Origin of the sequence: Metapseudomonas cellulosilytica (assembly GCF_049334135.1) — a bacterium.
Taxonomy (GTDB): Bacteria; Pseudomonadota; Gammaproteobacteria; order Pseudomonadales; family Pseudomonadaceae; genus Metapseudomonas.
The window spans coordinates 50,836-63,789 of record NZ_JBHZGN010000021.1 but is presented as its reverse complement, the minus strand read 5'-3'; the positions used below and the strand labels follow the sequence as shown (position 1 = coordinate 63,789).

Sequence of the window (12,954 nt, the reverse complement as noted above, 5' to 3'; positions counted from 1 at the left end):
GCCTGGCGGTGGGCTGAAGCCCACCCTACGGAGGCCGCGCTAGCCGGGACTTCGAATTCCGGGCAGAGCGGGCGAAATTTTTTGTGAGTCGGCGCCTTGCGCCGACGAGGAGTGATCGTGACCAACCTGATCGAAACCGTGAACCTGGCCAGCTCGCCGGCCGACCTGGTGCTGCACGACCGCGTGCACACCTCCCTCTACACCGACGCCCGCCTCTTCGACGAAGAGCTGGAGAAGGTCTTCTACAGCACCTGGATCTGGGTCGCCCACGCCAGCGAAATTCCGGAGGGCGGCAGCTACAAGAGCACCTACATCGGCAAGCAGCCGGTGATCGTGGTGCGCGACCGCAAGAAGGACGTGCACGTGCTGCTCAACCGTTGCCGCCACCGTGGCGCCACCGTCTGCGAGCACAAGAAGGGCAAGGCCAACAGCTTCGTCTGCCCCTACCACGGCTGGAGCTACGCCCTCGACGGCAGCCTGCGCGGTGTGCCGCACCCGGAAAGCTACGCCGACTGCCTGGACAAGGGCGAGCTGCCGCTGGTGAGCCTGCGGGTCGAGCAATACAACGGCATGATTTTCGCCACCTTCAAGGACGACATCGAGCCGCTGGTGGACTTCCTCGGCCCGGCGAAGAAGTGGATCGACCTGTTCATGAAGCAGGGCGCCGGCTACGGCGTGAAGGTTTCCGGCGAGCACCGCTTCCGCTTCCCCGGCAACTGGAAGATCCAGCTGGAAAACACCACCGACGCCTACCACTTCCCGCTGGTGCACAAGTCGTTCCTGTCCTCGGTGGACGAGCAGACCCTGGAGCTCTTCGACTTCGTGAAGGGTCCGGGCTACGTGGAAGACCTCGGCAACGGCCACAGCGTGATGGTGATGATTCCCGAGCTGGTGGATCTGGAAGCCGACCTCGACAAACCGATCCCCGAGCGCTTCGAAGCCCTGGCCGAGGAACTGCGCGCCGAAGGCATCGAAGAGCAGCAGGTGCGCCGCATCGTCCGCGCCGTCGGTGGCTCCGGTTTCAACCTCAACCTGTTCCCCAACGTGGCCTGCTCCATGGCCTTCTTCCGCGTGCTGCAGCCGATCTCGGTGAACGAGACCGAGATCCACCACGCGGTGATCACCATGGACGGCGGCCCGGCCGTGGCCAACCGCTACCGCCTGCGCCTGCACGAGCACTTCCAGGGCCCCATGGGCTTCGGCACCCCGGACGACTCCGAGGCCTGGGAGCGCGTACAGAAGGGCGCCCAGGCCGGCACCGACCTCTGGATCATGCTCAACCGCGGCCTGCCCGGCGAGAAAGAGAGCGAGGACGGGCTGATCAGCGACGTGAGCGCCGAGACCGGCATGCGCGCGGCCTATCAGCAGTGGAAAAAGATGATGTCGGTGTGACCCCTGTCCGCCCCTCTCCCGCCAGCGGGAGAGGGGCAAGGGATGGCGTCACCTCGCAACGCACAAATTGAAGAGAGCCACCATGAACCTTGAATTGCTCAATCACGTCAGCGCCTTCATCTGGCAGGAAGCGGACATGCTGGACCATGGCGAATTCGACGCCTGGCTGAACCTGTGGACCGAGAAGGGCACCTACATCATTCCCATCGATCCCACCGAGACCGACTTCGAGAACACCCTCAACTACGCCTACGACGACCACCACATGCGCCAGCTGCGCGTGCAGCGCCTGATCGGCGGCGAGTCCATCTCCACCAGCCCGCGTGCCCGCACCGTGCGTGCCCTGTCGCGCTTCCGCGTGCTGGGCGAGGAAGACAGCGTGGTGACCGTGCGCTGCGCGCAGAACCTGCGCGAGTTCCGCAAGGATGTGCTCAAGCACTACACCGCCGACATTACCTTCCAGCTCAAGCGCGAAGGCGAGTGCTTCAAGATCCAGCGCAAGCTGATTCAGCTGATCAACTCGACCGATACCCTGGCAGGTATCGGCTACATCCTCTGAGGGCCAATCCATGAGCTGCTGCGCGTCGGCGATACTGCGTCATCAATGGCTTCGAGATGCTCATTTACTGCACGTAAACTCCGCTCTCTCAGCCATTTCTTCCTTGTCTCGCTCTAGCTCGCGAGCCCATGGACCGACCCTCGGGAGCGCGCCATGACCCAAGTCGCACTGGTCACCGGCGCTGCGCAAGGCCTGGGTCTCGCCATCGCCAGCCGTCTGTTCGCCGCCGGTTACACGGTGGCAATCACCGACCTGTCGCTGGAGCGTGCCCAGGCCGCCGCCGACAGGCTCGACCCGAGTGGCCAGCGCAGCCTGGCGCTGAAGCTCGATGTCGCCAGCAAGGCCGACTTCGAGGCGGCACTGGCAGCAGTGGTGGAGCGCTTCGGCGCCCTGCACGTGGCGGTGAACAACGCCGCCATGACCATGACCACGCCTGTGATGCAGATCAGTCCGGAAGAGTTCGACCGCGTCCTGAGCCTCAACACCCGCAGCGTCTTCGTCGGCTGCCAGGTGTTTGGCACCCACATGGCGGCGGCCGGCTACGGACGGATCGTCAACATGGCCTCCCTGGCTGGGCAGAACGGCGGCACTGCCACCGGCGCGCACTACGCCGCGTCCAAGGGCGCCATCGTCACCCTGACCAAGGTCTTCGCCAAGGAGCTGGCGGCCAATGGTGTGACCGTCAACGCCATCGCCCCGGGGCCCATCGAGTCCCCGGCAGTGCGCGCGGCAGTACCGCCGGAGCGCATGGAAGGGCTGCTCGCCAACATCCCGGTCAAGCGCCTGGGCGATGCCGATTTCCTTGGCGACCTGGTGGTGCAGCTGGCGCGTCCGGAAGCCTATTTCACAACCGGGGCGACCTGGGATGTGAACGGCGGCCTCTTCATGCGCTGAAGAAAGAACGCCGCGCGTACGTGCCGCGCGGCCAGTAACAACGAACGAAAACAAGCAGCACCTTGAAAGGTGCGGGAAGGGCGGTATGAGTGAGCAAGTGTTGAATCTGGTGGTCCGCAAGCGGCAGGAGCAGGGCGAGGGCGTGGTGATCCTCGATCTCGCCGATCCCTCGGGCAAAGCCCTTCCGGCGTTCGCAGCCGGCGCCCATGTGGATATCCACGTCAAGCCCGGCCTGGTGCGCCAGTACTCGCTCTGCGGTGACCCGGCCAACGCCGCCGTCTACCGTCTGGGTGTGCTGCGCGATCCGGAATCCCGTGGCGGTTCCGTGGCCGTCCACGAACTGCTGACTGAAGGCACCAGCGTCGCCGTCAGCGCCCCGCGCAACCTGTTCCCCCTGGCGGCGGGCGCCAGCCGCTCGATCCTCGTCGGCGGCGGCATCGGCATCACCCCGATGATCGCCATGGCTCACGAGCTGACCGCCAGGGACAGCGCCTTCGAGCTGCACTATTGCGGCCGTTCGCGCAGTCGAACCGCCTTCCTGGATGAGCTGGCCGAGGCCAGTTTCGCCGGCTGCGTGCACACCCACTTCGATGACGAAGATGCCGCGCAGAAACTCGACCTGCCCGCAGTGCTCGGCCAGCCGGCCGAAGGCGTGCACGTCTACGTCTGCGGCCCGGCCGGGTTCATGGACTGGGTGATCAGCGAGGCCCGCAAGGCCGGCTACGCCGAGGACCACATCCACCGCGAGTACTTCCAGGTGGCAGTGGATGCCAGCGGCAACAGCTTCGAAGTGGTGGCTGAGCGCAGCGGCAAGACCGTGCAAGTGGCCGAGGGCCAAAGCATCGTCGACGCCCTGGCCGGTGTCGGCATCAAGATAGAGATCTCCTGCGAACAGGGTGTCTGCGGCACCTGCCTGTGCGACGTGCTGGAAGGCGAACCGGACCATCGCGACGTCTACCTGACCGATGAAGAAAAGGCCGCCAACGACCAGATCCTGGTCTGCTGCTCGCGGGCCAAGTCGAAAAAACTGGTGCTGGACATCTGACCGCTGAGGGGCATGACCATGGTCGATACAACCGGATTTCGTAATGCCATGGCGCTGCTGGGCGGCGCCGTTTCCGTCATCACCACCGATGGCGCCGCCGGGCGCTTCGGTTTCACCGCATCGGCGGTGTGCAGCGTCACCGACCAGCCGCCGACGCTGCTGGTCTGCATGAACCGCTCGTCCTTCGCCAACGGTCATTTCAAGCAGAACGGCGTGCTCGGTGTGAACGTCCTGACCGCCGAGCTGAAGGACATTTCCGCCGTGTTCGCCAACCGCGAACTGGACTCCGAGCAGCGCTTCGCGCAAGCCAACTGGAGCATTCTGGAAAGCGGGTCGCCGCTGCTGGAAAACGCCCTGGTGAGCTTCGACTGCCGCATCGCCCAGGCCCACGAAGTGGGCTCCCACACCATCTTCTATTGCGAAGTGCTGGGCATCTGCCACGGCAAGAGCCAGGAAGGCCTGGTGTATTTCAACCGCGCCTACCACCGCCTGGGGGACGCCTCGCGTTCAGCTTGCTGACCCGGGTTGGTGGGCTGAAGCCCACCCTACGGCACAGTCTTCCCAGTAGGGTGGGCTTCAGCCCACCAAAAAAAGAATTTCGGAGCTGCTCCGGAATATCGGATGAAGTTGTCATTCGTCCGGCTATCAAGCTGTACCCATAACTAGAAATCGAGGGTGCCCGTACATGTTCGGGTGGCGGGCCTTGCTACAACTTTTTTGCAGTAAGTGGTTATAAAAACAACAGCGTGGATTAACTGCCGAAGTTGCACTTCTTGCTAATTAATCTGCTCCCACTCGATGTGCCTTGCATGCACATGTAAGAAAGGATTACTTCCATGTTTCAGAAAAGCTGGCTGGCCAGCGGCGTAGCTGCCGCAGGCCTGGTGGGGATGCTCATGCCGATGTCCGCCCAGGCGGACTTCGTGAAGGATCGGCAAATCAGCCTTGGCCTGCGTAACTTCTATATCGATCGTGACTTCAAACAGGAAGGTGCGCCGAAATCGCGTCTCGGAAGTTGGACCCAGGGTTTCGACTTCCGTGCCATCTCCGGATATACCGAAGGCACTGTGCAGTTCGGTCTGGATGTTTCCGGGCAATATGCTTTCCGCCTCGATGGCGGCGGTGGCCGCGGCCCGGACACCATCATTCCGTACGATGACAGCAAGGGGGAGCAGGCCCACGAATATGGTCGCGCCGCGCTGACCGGAAAGGTGCGTTACTCGAAGACCGAACTGAAAGTGGGCGAGCACCGCCCGATGCTGCCCGTAGCCTTCTTCGACGACACCCGACAGCTGATCACCACCTTCCACGGCTTCCTGCTGGAATCTCGCGAGGTGGACAAGCTCACCCTCACCGCCGGACGCTTCACCGAGATCAGCAGCCGAGAATCGTCCGGCCGCGAGAAGATGTACCTGTTCAACGGACCGGACATCAAACGTCGCAGCGATGGCCTGAACTTTGGTGGCGCCACCTATGCGTTCAGCCCTGCGCTGACCGCCAGCTATTTCTACGGCCAGTTGGAGGACATCTACCAGCAGCATTACGCCGGCCTTACCCACAACGCCGATCTGGGCAATGGCTATGGCCTGAAGACCGACCTGCGTTACTTCGACAACAGCGAAGACGGCCGGGCGCTCTACGGCGATATCGACAACCACTCCTACGGCGCCATGACCACCGTGCGCAAGGGCGCACACGCCATCGGCGTCGGCTACCAGCGCATGCTCGGCGAGAGCACCTTCCCGACCCTGAACGGCTTCGCACCGCAGCCCTACCTGGTGAACTGGTCCACCGTCGGCTTCATCAAGCCCAACGAGAGTTCCTGGCAGCTGCGCTATGACCTCGACTTCGCCGCCTATGGTGTGCCGGGCCTCAAGCTGATGACCCGTTACCTGCGCGGCACCGGTATCGACCGAGGCAACAACGCCCTGGACCAGAACGTGGAGAGCGAACGCAACTTCTTCCTTAGCTACGTGGTGCAGAGCGGCCCGCTCAAGGGCGTCGGCGTCGAATGGCGCAACATCGACGTCAAGACCCGTTTCGGCACTGGCACTGCCTCGGGCCCGGATTATCAGGAGAACCGCCTGATCACCACCTACACCTTCAAGTTCTGAGCCCGTGGGGCCGGCTGGCAATGCCCGGCCCCATGGCCGGCCAACGCAAAGAGACAGCGATGCGACTCTACGAACTCATTACCTTCACCCTGCGGGTGCGCACCCCGGCCGCCGCCCTGGCACGCCTGGAATCGACATTGGCCGAGGCGATGCCGGGATGCACCCTGGTCGGCTGCTGGTCCTCGGAGATCGGCCCGCTGAACCAGGTCGCCGTGCTGCGTGGCTTCACCGACGAGACGGCGCGCCAGGCCGAGCGCGAGCGCTACCTGCTGGCGAGGGATGCCTTCGGCATCGAAGCATTCATGCTCGACATGAAGGTGGAGAACTACAGCCTCTTCCCCTTCCTCGAACCCCTGGCGCCCGGCGCCCATGGGCCGTTCTACGAGCTGCGCGAATACAACCTGGTGCCGTCCGGCCTGACGCCCACCCTGGAAGGCTGGAAGAAGGCCGTCGGCCCGCGCACCGCTGCGAGTTATTCACAGGTCTACGCGGCCTTCTACGCCACCGACGGACGAACGCCGCGCTACCTGCACATCTGGCCCTACGCGACCCTGGAGCAGCGCCTCGATGTCCGCACGCGTGCGGTGGAGGACGGTGTCTGGCCGCCGGAGAACTCCGGGCCACAGCTGCGCGAAATGCATTCCACCGTCTACCTGCCGGCGAAATTCTCGCCGCTGCAGTAGCGACTTTTTTCACGCTTTACCTCAGCCCGTTCCACTCCTTTGCGGGCTTTTTTTATTGCATGAGCGGTGCGGCCGCTCTTCGTAGGATGGGTTGAGGTACGAAACCCATGCGGACCATGGTTGATGGGTTTCGCAAGCTCTACCCATCCTACGGCCTGCATCGCGAATGAATTCGCTCCTACAAGGTGTCCGCTGTTCAGCCAATCCGCCCTTCGGAGAGCTCCTCGATCAGCGCCAGGCAATGGGTCAGTGCGGGCGAGGCGTCGCCCACGCGGCGGCTGATGATGATGGGCGAGGTGGCCTGGGCTTCCTCAAGAGTGGCGTAGCCGATGTCGATGCGGTGCAGCACCTGCACCGAGGCCGGCACCAGGGTGATGCCGATGCCGGCGGCCACCAGGCCGATGGCGGTCTGCAGTTCGTTGGTCCACTGCGCCACCTCGATCTGCAGGCCATAGGCGGCGAACAGTGACAGCACATGGTCGGCGTAGCTCGGCCTTGGGTTGCCCGGGTAGAGCACGAAGGGCTCCTGGGCAAGATCGGTCAGGCTCACCGGGCCTGGCAGCAGCGGATGCCCGGCGGGGAGGGCGGCCACCAGCGGGTCGAGGGTCAGCACCTGCTGCTGGATGGCCGGATCGTTGATATGGATGCGGCCGAACCCGACGTCGATGCGCCCGGCCTTGAGGGAGTCCACCTGTTGCAGGGTGGTCATTTCCGACAGGCCAAGCTCCAGGCCGGCATCGCTGCGCAGGCGGCGGATCAGGTCGGGCAGCACGCCGTAGAGGGTGGAGGGGGCGAAGCCGATGCCGAGCCAGGCTTTTTCGCCCGACCCAATGCGGCGGGTATTGTCACAGACCTTGGTGAGCTGTTCGAGGAGCGTGCTGGAATGTTCGTGGAAGAAGCGCCCGGCTTCGGTCAGGCGCAGGGGCCGGCCGCGGTCCAGCAGGGCCACGCCGAGTTCGTCCTCGAGCTGCTGGATCTGCCGGCTCAAGGGCGGTTGAGCGATGTGCAGGCGTTCTGCGGCGCGGGTGAAATTGAGGGTTTCGGCGAGCGCCTGGAAGTAGCGCAGGTGGCGAAGCTCCATGGTGGCTCCGGGGCGGTGATGTTGTGGGTTTCTCGATACCTTGAAGGTATCGAGCTAGACAAACTCTATATTGGACCCCGGCGTTTGTCGCGGCCACTATCGGGACCAGATGAAACGAAACCTGATGGGTATTGAAGTGAGCCAAGTCCTGATCGAAAGCGTCGAGACGATCATCGTCGACCTGCCGACCATCCGCCCCCACAAGCTGGCCATGCACACCATGCAGAACCAGACCCTGGTGGTGATCCGCCTGCGCAGCTCCGATGGCATCGAAGGCCTGGGCGAATCCACCACCATCGGTGGCCTGTCCTACGGCAACGAGAGCCCGGAGAGCATCAAGCAGAACATCGACAGCCATCTCGCTCCGCTGCTGATCGGCCAGGACGCCTGCAATATCAACGCCGCCATGCTGCGTCTGGACAAGGCCGCCAAGGGCAATACCTTCGCCAAGTCCGGCCTGGAAAGCGCACTGCTCGACGCCCAGGGCAAGCGCCTGGGCCTGCCGGTGAGCGAGCTGCTCGGCGGCCGCGTGCGTGACGGCCTGGAAGTGGCCTGGACCCTGGCCAGTGGTGACACCGCCAAGGACATCGCCGAAGCCGAGCACATGCTGGAAATCCGCCGCCACCGCATCTTCAAGCTGAAGATCGGCGCCGGCGAGGTGAACAAGGACCTGGCCCACGTCATCGCCATCAAGAAGGCTCTGGGCGACCGCGCCAGCGTGCGCGTCGACGTCAACCAGGCCTGGGACGAATCCGTCGCCCTGCGCGCCTGCCGCATCCTCGGCGACAACGGCATCGACCTGATCGAACAGCCCATCTCGCGCATCAACCGTTCCGGCCAGGTACGCCTGAACCAGCGCAGCCCGGCGCCGATCATGGCCGACGAATCCATCGAAAGCGTCGAGGACGCCTTCAGCCTGGCCGCCGACGGCGCCGCCAGCATCTTCGCCCTGAAGATCGCCAAGAACGGCGGCCCGCGTGCCGTGCTGCGCACCGCGCAGATCGCCGAAGCGGCCGGTATCGCCCTGTACGGCGGCACCATGCTGGAAGGCTCCATCGGCACCCTGGCGTCGGCCCACGCCTTCGTCACCCTGAAGCAACTGACCTGGCATACCGAGCTGTTCGGCCCGCTGCTGCTGACCGAGGAAATCGTCAGCGAAGCACCGGTGTACCGTGATTTCCAGCTTCACGTGCCGCGTACTCCGGGCCTCGGCCTGGCTCTGGACGAAGAGCGCCTGGCGTTCTTCCGCCGCAAGTAAGGAGGAGTATCAACCCATGCTGTTCCACGTGAAGATGACCGTGAAGCTTCCGGTCGACATGGACCCGGCCAAGGCCGCCAAGCTCAAGGCCGACGAGAAGGAACTGGCCCAGCGCCTGCAGCGCGAGGGCAAGTGGCGCCACCTGTGGCGCATCGCCGGCCACTACGCCAACTACAGCGTCTTCGACCTTGCCAGCGTCGAGGAACTGCACGATACCCTGATGCAGCTGCCGCTCTTCCCCTACATGGAGATCGAGGTGGACGGTCTCTGCCGCCACCCGTCGTCGATTCACGAAGACGATCGCTGATCGTCACGTCGCCGATAACAACAAGATGAGGAAATAGCCATGACTATCAAACTGTCCAGCACTGAAAGCGTTCAGAAGTTCTTCCAGGAAGCCAGCGGCTTCAACAACGACCAGGGCAGCCAGCGCATGAAGAAGCTGGTCAACCGCATCCTGCTCGACACCATCAAGATCATCGAGGACCTGGAAGTCACCACCGAGGAATTCTGGAAGGCGGTGGACTACCTCAACCGCATGGGTGCCCGTGGCGAAGCCGGCCTGCTGGTGGCGGGCCTGGGCCTGGAGCACTACCTCGACCTGCTGCTGGATGCCCAGGACGAGGCGGCCGGCCTGTCCGGCGGCACCCCGCGCACCATCGAAGGCCCGCTGTACGTGGCCGGCGCGCCGCTCTCCGAAGGCGAGACCCGCATGGACGACGGCACCGACCCGGGCACCCCGATGTTCCTCGAGGGTCGTGTGGTGGATGCCGAGGGCCAGCCCATCGCCGGCGCCGTTGTCGACCTGTGGCATGCCAATACCAAGGGCACCTATTCCTACTTCGACACCACCCAGTCGGACTACAACCTGCGCCGCCGCATCGTCACCGACGCCGAAGGCCGCTACCGTGCCCGCAGCATCGTGCCGTCCGGCTACGGCTGCCCGCCGGATGGCACTACCCAGGAAGTGCTGAACCTGCTCGGCCGCCACGGCAACCGTCCGGCGCACATCCACTTCTTCATCTCCGCGCCGGGCTACCGTCACCTGACCACCCAGATCAACCTGTCGGGCGATCAGTACCTGTGGGACGACTTCGCCTACGCCACCCGTGACGGTCTGGTGGGTGAAGTGCGCTTCAGCGAGAACATCCGTGGCCTGGAAGGTCGTGTCGCCGAGATCGAATTCGGCTTCCAGCTGCAGAAGGCCCTGACGCACGAGCAGGAAGCCATCCGCGACCGCGTACGCGCTGAAGCCTGAGTCACCGAATTGGCGGGGGAGGCTGGTTCCCCCGCCATTTGAGCCGGCCGATTGGCCGGCTTTTTTATTTTGGGAAGCGCTTGGGTGTTGGGGCTTGACCTCCCTCACCCCCGGCCCCTCTCCCAACGGGAGAGGGGTGACTCGCGCTTGGCACGCACTATCCATCCTGCACGGACAGCTCCCTCTCCCTCTGGGAGAGGGTTGGGGTGAGGGTGTTCGACCCCGCGCTCGGTCTATCGCGAATGAATTCGCTCCTACACCAAACACACCAACTCCCCGGATAACCATCCCCGACTATCTGGATTTCCCCACACCACCGGTTGCCGCCTAATCCACGGACAACCCACCGGAGGTGTCCATGAGCAGACCCAGCGATCCGGCCGAACTGGCCGCCTACTTCGACGTGCAATACAACGCCCGCGCCAGTGTCGAGGACTTCGACCAGTACCCCCGCCAGTACCGCGCGCTGAGCGATGCGGCCCACGCCAGCCTGCGCTGTTTCAAGGACGTGCCCTACGGGGCTGGCGCCGGCGAGCGGCTGGATATCTTCCCCGCCGGGCGGCCGGATGCGCCGGTGCTGCTGTTCATCCATGGCGGCTACTGGCGGGCGCTGTCGAAGGCCGACTCGGCCTTCATGGCGCCCGCGCTCACCGCTGCTGGCGCCTGCGTCGTGGTGCTGGATTACGACCTGGCGCCGGCCGTGACCCTCGACCATATCGTCGACCAGACCCGCCGCGCCTTGGCGTGGTTACACCAGCACATCGCCGAGTTCGGTGGTGACCCGCAGCGGCTGTATGCGAGCGGCAGCTCGGCGGGCGGCCACCTGACCGGGATGCTGCTGGCCGGCGGCTGGCATGAACGCTATGGCGTCCCGGACAGCGTGTTGCGCGGCGCCCTGCCCATCAGCGGGCTGTTCGACCTGCGCCCGCTACTGGATACCCATATCAACGGCTGGATGGGCATGGACGACGCGGCGGCGCGGCGCAACAGCCCGACCTTCCACCTGCCGACGCGGGGGGCCGAACTGGTGATCAGCTACGGCGCGCTGGAGACGGCGGAGTTCGCTCGCCAGAGCCACGAGTTCCTTGATGCCTGGACGGCGCGGGGGCTGCCCGGCAGCTTCGTCGAAGCGCCCGGCAAGAACCATTTCGATGTGGTGCTGGAACTGGGTCAGCCGGGGGCGCCGCTTTATGGGGCGGTGGTGGAGTTGATGGGGTTGAACGCCAAATAGGGTCAGCGGCGGTGCGAATCTGTAGGGGCGAATTCATTCGCCAAGCAGGCCGAAGGCCTGCCAGAGGTGGTCTGTTTGGGGCAGCTGCGCTGCCCTTGGCGAATGAATTCGCCCCTACAGGTGGAGCAGACAGTGCCGCTGACCAGCCAAGGCGCTCGATGCGAGCGCCGCAGGTCTGGTTGAGTCAGAACAGTGCCAATGTGTAGTTGAGGATCAGCCGGTTCTCGTCGATATCGGTGCGGTAGTTGGAGCGCGCGGTGACATTGCGCACGCGCACGCCAAGGCCCTTGAGCGAACCGCTCTGGATCACGTAGCCGATGTCCAGGTCGCGCTCCCAATCCTCGCCTTCGAAACCCTTGCCGGTGTCGACGTTGTCGCCGGTGATATAGCGCAGGGTGGTGGTCAGGCCGGGGATGCCGAGGGCGGCGAAGTCGTAGTCATGGCGCACCTGCCAGGAGCGTTCGTCAGCCGAGGCGAACTCGTAGGTCGGCACCTCGTTGCCCAGCGGCGTGATGTTGGCAAACACCTTGGGGAAGCCCTGGTCGCCGTACATGGCCTGGTAGCCGACGAAGAAGGTGTGGCCGCCACGCTTGGCCGAGAACAGGGAATAGAAGGCCTGGTTGTCGACCTCGCCGATCAGTTGCTTGCCGTCTTCGGATGAGTCATAGAAACCCATATTGGCGCCCAGTACCCAGTCACCCACAGGTTGGGCGTGCTTCAGGCTGATCAGGCGCTGGTCGTAGATGTCTTCCAGTTGCGCGTACCAGGCGCCCACCGTGGTGCGGTTGGCGTTGAAGGCGTAATCGGCACCGGCGTAGTTGAACGCATCGCTGGAAGCCTGGCGCTGCGGCTGGAAGCCGATCTGGGCCTGGATCTTGTCGTCGCCGGCCTCGTTGCGCAGGCTGGTGCCGGTCAGGTGGCCGCCCTGCAGGGTCAGCCCGGCGATTTCGTTGGAGACGACGCTGGCGCCCTGGTAGCTGGGTGGCAGCAGGCGGATATCGCTGAACATCAGCACCGGCAGGTTGGGTTGCAGCTCGCCGACTTTCAACTCGGTCTTCGACAGGCGCATCTTCCCGGCTACCCCGAGGCGGCTGTAGTCGTCGGCGGCCTCGCCATCTTCCTGCACCGGCAGCAGGCCGGTGTTGACCCTGTCGGGGCTGCTGTCCAGCTTGATGCCGAGGGTGCCGATGGCATCGATGCCGAAGCCCACCGGGCCCTGGGTGTAGCCGGACTTGAAGTTGAGGATGAAGCCCTGGGCCCATTCCTCGGCCTTGGACTGCTTGTTCGGGCCGACGATGTCGGAGAAGTCGCGGCTGAAGTAGTAGTTGCGCAGTTGCAGGGTGGCGGTGGAATCCGCGATGAAGCCGGATTCGGCGGCCAGGGCGGAAAGGGGAAGGGTGCTCAAAAGGAGGGGAAACGCACGGGTCTTGTAGTTCATC

At 64.3% G+C, this 12,954-nt stretch carries 13 protein-coding genes; 11 read left to right on the top strand and 2 right to left on the bottom strand.

Features of this window, described 5'->3' with window-relative positions; all coding sequences use genetic code 11:
- Positions 1-117: 117 nt before the first annotated feature.
- The 7 genes from ACFW0H_RS22785 (at position 118) to ACFW0H_RS22755 (ending at position 6,687) form a co-directional block, all read left to right on the top strand.
- Positions 118-1,392 carry an aromatic ring-hydroxylating oxygenase subunit alpha gene (locus tag ACFW0H_RS22785; RefSeq protein WP_422916123.1) on the top strand — a complete coding sequence of 425 codons (1,275 nt, stop codon included), beginning with the start codon at positions 118-120 and terminating at the stop codon, positions 1,390-1,392.
- An 82-nt stretch (positions 1,393-1,474) separates the two neighbouring features.
- Entirely contained in the window at positions 1,475-1,951 is a 477-nt protein-coding gene (locus tag ACFW0H_RS22780; RefSeq protein WP_422916122.1) for an aromatic-ring-hydroxylating dioxygenase subunit beta, read from the top strand.
- A 153-nt stretch (positions 1,952-2,104) separates the two neighbouring features.
- Positions 2,105-2,845 carry an SDR family NAD(P)-dependent oxidoreductase gene (locus ACFW0H_RS22775; protein WP_422916121.1) on the top strand — a complete coding sequence of 247 codons (741 nt, stop codon included), beginning with the start codon at positions 2,105-2,107 and terminating at the stop codon, positions 2,843-2,845.
- Between the two features lie 85 nt (positions 2,846-2,930).
- A complete protein-coding gene (locus ACFW0H_RS22770; protein ID WP_422916120.1) occupies positions 2,931-3,890 on the top strand; it encodes a PDR/VanB family oxidoreductase in 960 nt (319 codons plus the stop codon).
- Positions 3,891-3,908: 18 nt separating this feature from the next.
- Positions 3,909-4,409: a flavin reductase gene (locus ACFW0H_RS22765; protein WP_422916119.1), complete on the top strand. Its 501-nt coding sequence runs from the start codon at positions 3,909-3,911 to the stop codon at positions 4,407-4,409.
- Positions 4,410-4,726: 317 nt separating this feature from the next.
- Positions 4,727-6,004 (top strand): OprD family porin, encoded by a 1,278-nt coding sequence (locus tag ACFW0H_RS22760; protein WP_422916118.1) that lies wholly within the window; start codon positions 4,727-4,729, stop codon positions 6,002-6,004.
- A gap of 59 nt (positions 6,005-6,063) precedes the next feature.
- Positions 6,064-6,687, top strand: coding sequence for an NIPSNAP family protein (locus ACFW0H_RS22755; protein ID WP_422916117.1), 624 nt, complete (start codon positions 6,064-6,066; stop codon positions 6,685-6,687).
- A 196-nt stretch (positions 6,688-6,883) separates the two neighbouring features.
- On the opposite strand, the gene ACFW0H_RS22750 is transcribed toward ACFW0H_RS22755, so the two are convergent.
- On the bottom strand, positions 6,884-7,768 hold the full coding sequence (locus ACFW0H_RS22750; RefSeq protein ID WP_422916116.1) for a LysR family transcriptional regulator: 885 nt from the start codon (positions 7,766-7,768) through the stop codon (positions 6,884-6,886).
- 136 nt (positions 7,769-7,904) lie between these two features.
- On the opposite strand from ACFW0H_RS22750, the gene ACFW0H_RS22745 reads away from it, so the two are divergent.
- The 4 genes from ACFW0H_RS22745 to ACFW0H_RS22730 all read left to right on the top strand — a co-directional run bounded on the left by ACFW0H_RS22745 (position 7,905) and on the right by ACFW0H_RS22730 (position 11,515).
- Entirely contained in the window at positions 7,905-9,026 is a 1,122-nt protein-coding gene (locus ACFW0H_RS22745) for a muconate cycloisomerase family protein (protein ID WP_422916175.1), read from the top strand.
- A gap of 16 nt (positions 9,027-9,042) precedes the next feature.
- Positions 9,043-9,333 carry a muconolactone Delta-isomerase gene (gene catC, locus ACFW0H_RS22740; RefSeq protein ID WP_028628792.1) on the top strand — a complete coding sequence of 97 codons (291 nt, stop codon included), beginning with the start codon at positions 9,043-9,045 and terminating at the stop codon, positions 9,331-9,333.
- Between the two features lie 39 nt (positions 9,334-9,372).
- The gene (catA, locus tag ACFW0H_RS22735; protein ID WP_422916115.1) at positions 9,373-10,284 is read left to right on the top strand and encodes a catechol 1,2-dioxygenase; all 912 of its coding nucleotides are present in this window, start codon (positions 9,373-9,375) and stop codon (positions 10,282-10,284) included.
- A gap of 358 nt (positions 10,285-10,642) precedes the next feature.
- The gene (locus tag ACFW0H_RS22730; protein ID WP_422916114.1) at positions 10,643-11,515 is read left to right on the top strand and encodes an alpha/beta hydrolase; all 873 of its coding nucleotides are present in this window, start codon (positions 10,643-10,645) and stop codon (positions 11,513-11,515) included.
- Between the two features lie 184 nt (positions 11,516-11,699).
- Here ACFW0H_RS22730 and ACFW0H_RS22725 read toward each other — a convergent pair whose 3' ends face one another.
- Complete coding sequence (locus ACFW0H_RS22725) at positions 11,700-12,953, bottom strand: OprD family porin (protein WP_422916113.1); 1,254 nt, start codon at positions 12,951-12,953, stop codon at positions 11,700-11,702.
- Between the last annotated feature and the right edge of the window lies 1 nt (position 12,954).

Bases quoted from the DNA above. Each gene is read 5' to 3' on its own strand.
- ACFW0H_RS22780 (WP_422916122.1), top strand. From the start codon at position 1,475: ATGAACCTTGAATTGCTCAATCACGTCAGCGCCTTCATCTGGCAGGAA.
- ACFW0H_RS22775 (WP_422916121.1), top strand. From the start codon at position 2,105: ATGACCCAAGTCGCACTGGTCACCGGCGCTGCGCAAGGCCTGGGTCTC.
- ACFW0H_RS22770 (WP_422916120.1), top strand. From the start codon at position 2,931: ATGAGTGAGCAAGTGTTGAATCTGGTGGTCCGCAAGCGGCAGGAGCAG.
- ACFW0H_RS22765 (WP_422916119.1), top strand. From the start codon at position 3,909: ATGGTCGATACAACCGGATTTCGTAATGCCATGGCGCTGCTGGGCGGC.
- ACFW0H_RS22760 (WP_422916118.1), top strand. From the start codon at position 4,727: ATGTTTCAGAAAAGCTGGCTGGCCAGCGGCGTAGCTGCCGCAGGCCTG.
- ACFW0H_RS22755 (WP_422916117.1), top strand. From the start codon at position 6,064: ATGCGACTCTACGAACTCATTACCTTCACCCTGCGGGTGCGCACCCCG.
- ACFW0H_RS22750 (WP_422916116.1), bottom strand. From the start codon at position 7,768: ATGGAGCTTCGCCACCTGCGCTACTTCCAGGCGCTCGCCGAAACCCTC.
- catC (WP_028628792.1), top strand. From the start codon at position 9,043: ATGCTGTTCCACGTGAAGATGACCGTGAAGCTTCCGGTCGACATGGAC.
- catA (WP_422916115.1), top strand. From the start codon at position 9,373: ATGACTATCAAACTGTCCAGCACTGAAAGCGTTCAGAAGTTCTTCCAG.
- ACFW0H_RS22730 (WP_422916114.1), top strand. From the start codon at position 10,643: ATGAGCAGACCCAGCGATCCGGCCGAACTGGCCGCCTACTTCGACGTG.
- ACFW0H_RS22725 (WP_422916113.1), bottom strand. From the start codon at position 12,953: ATGAACTACAAGACCCGTGCGTTTCCCCTCCTTTTGAGCACCCTTCCC.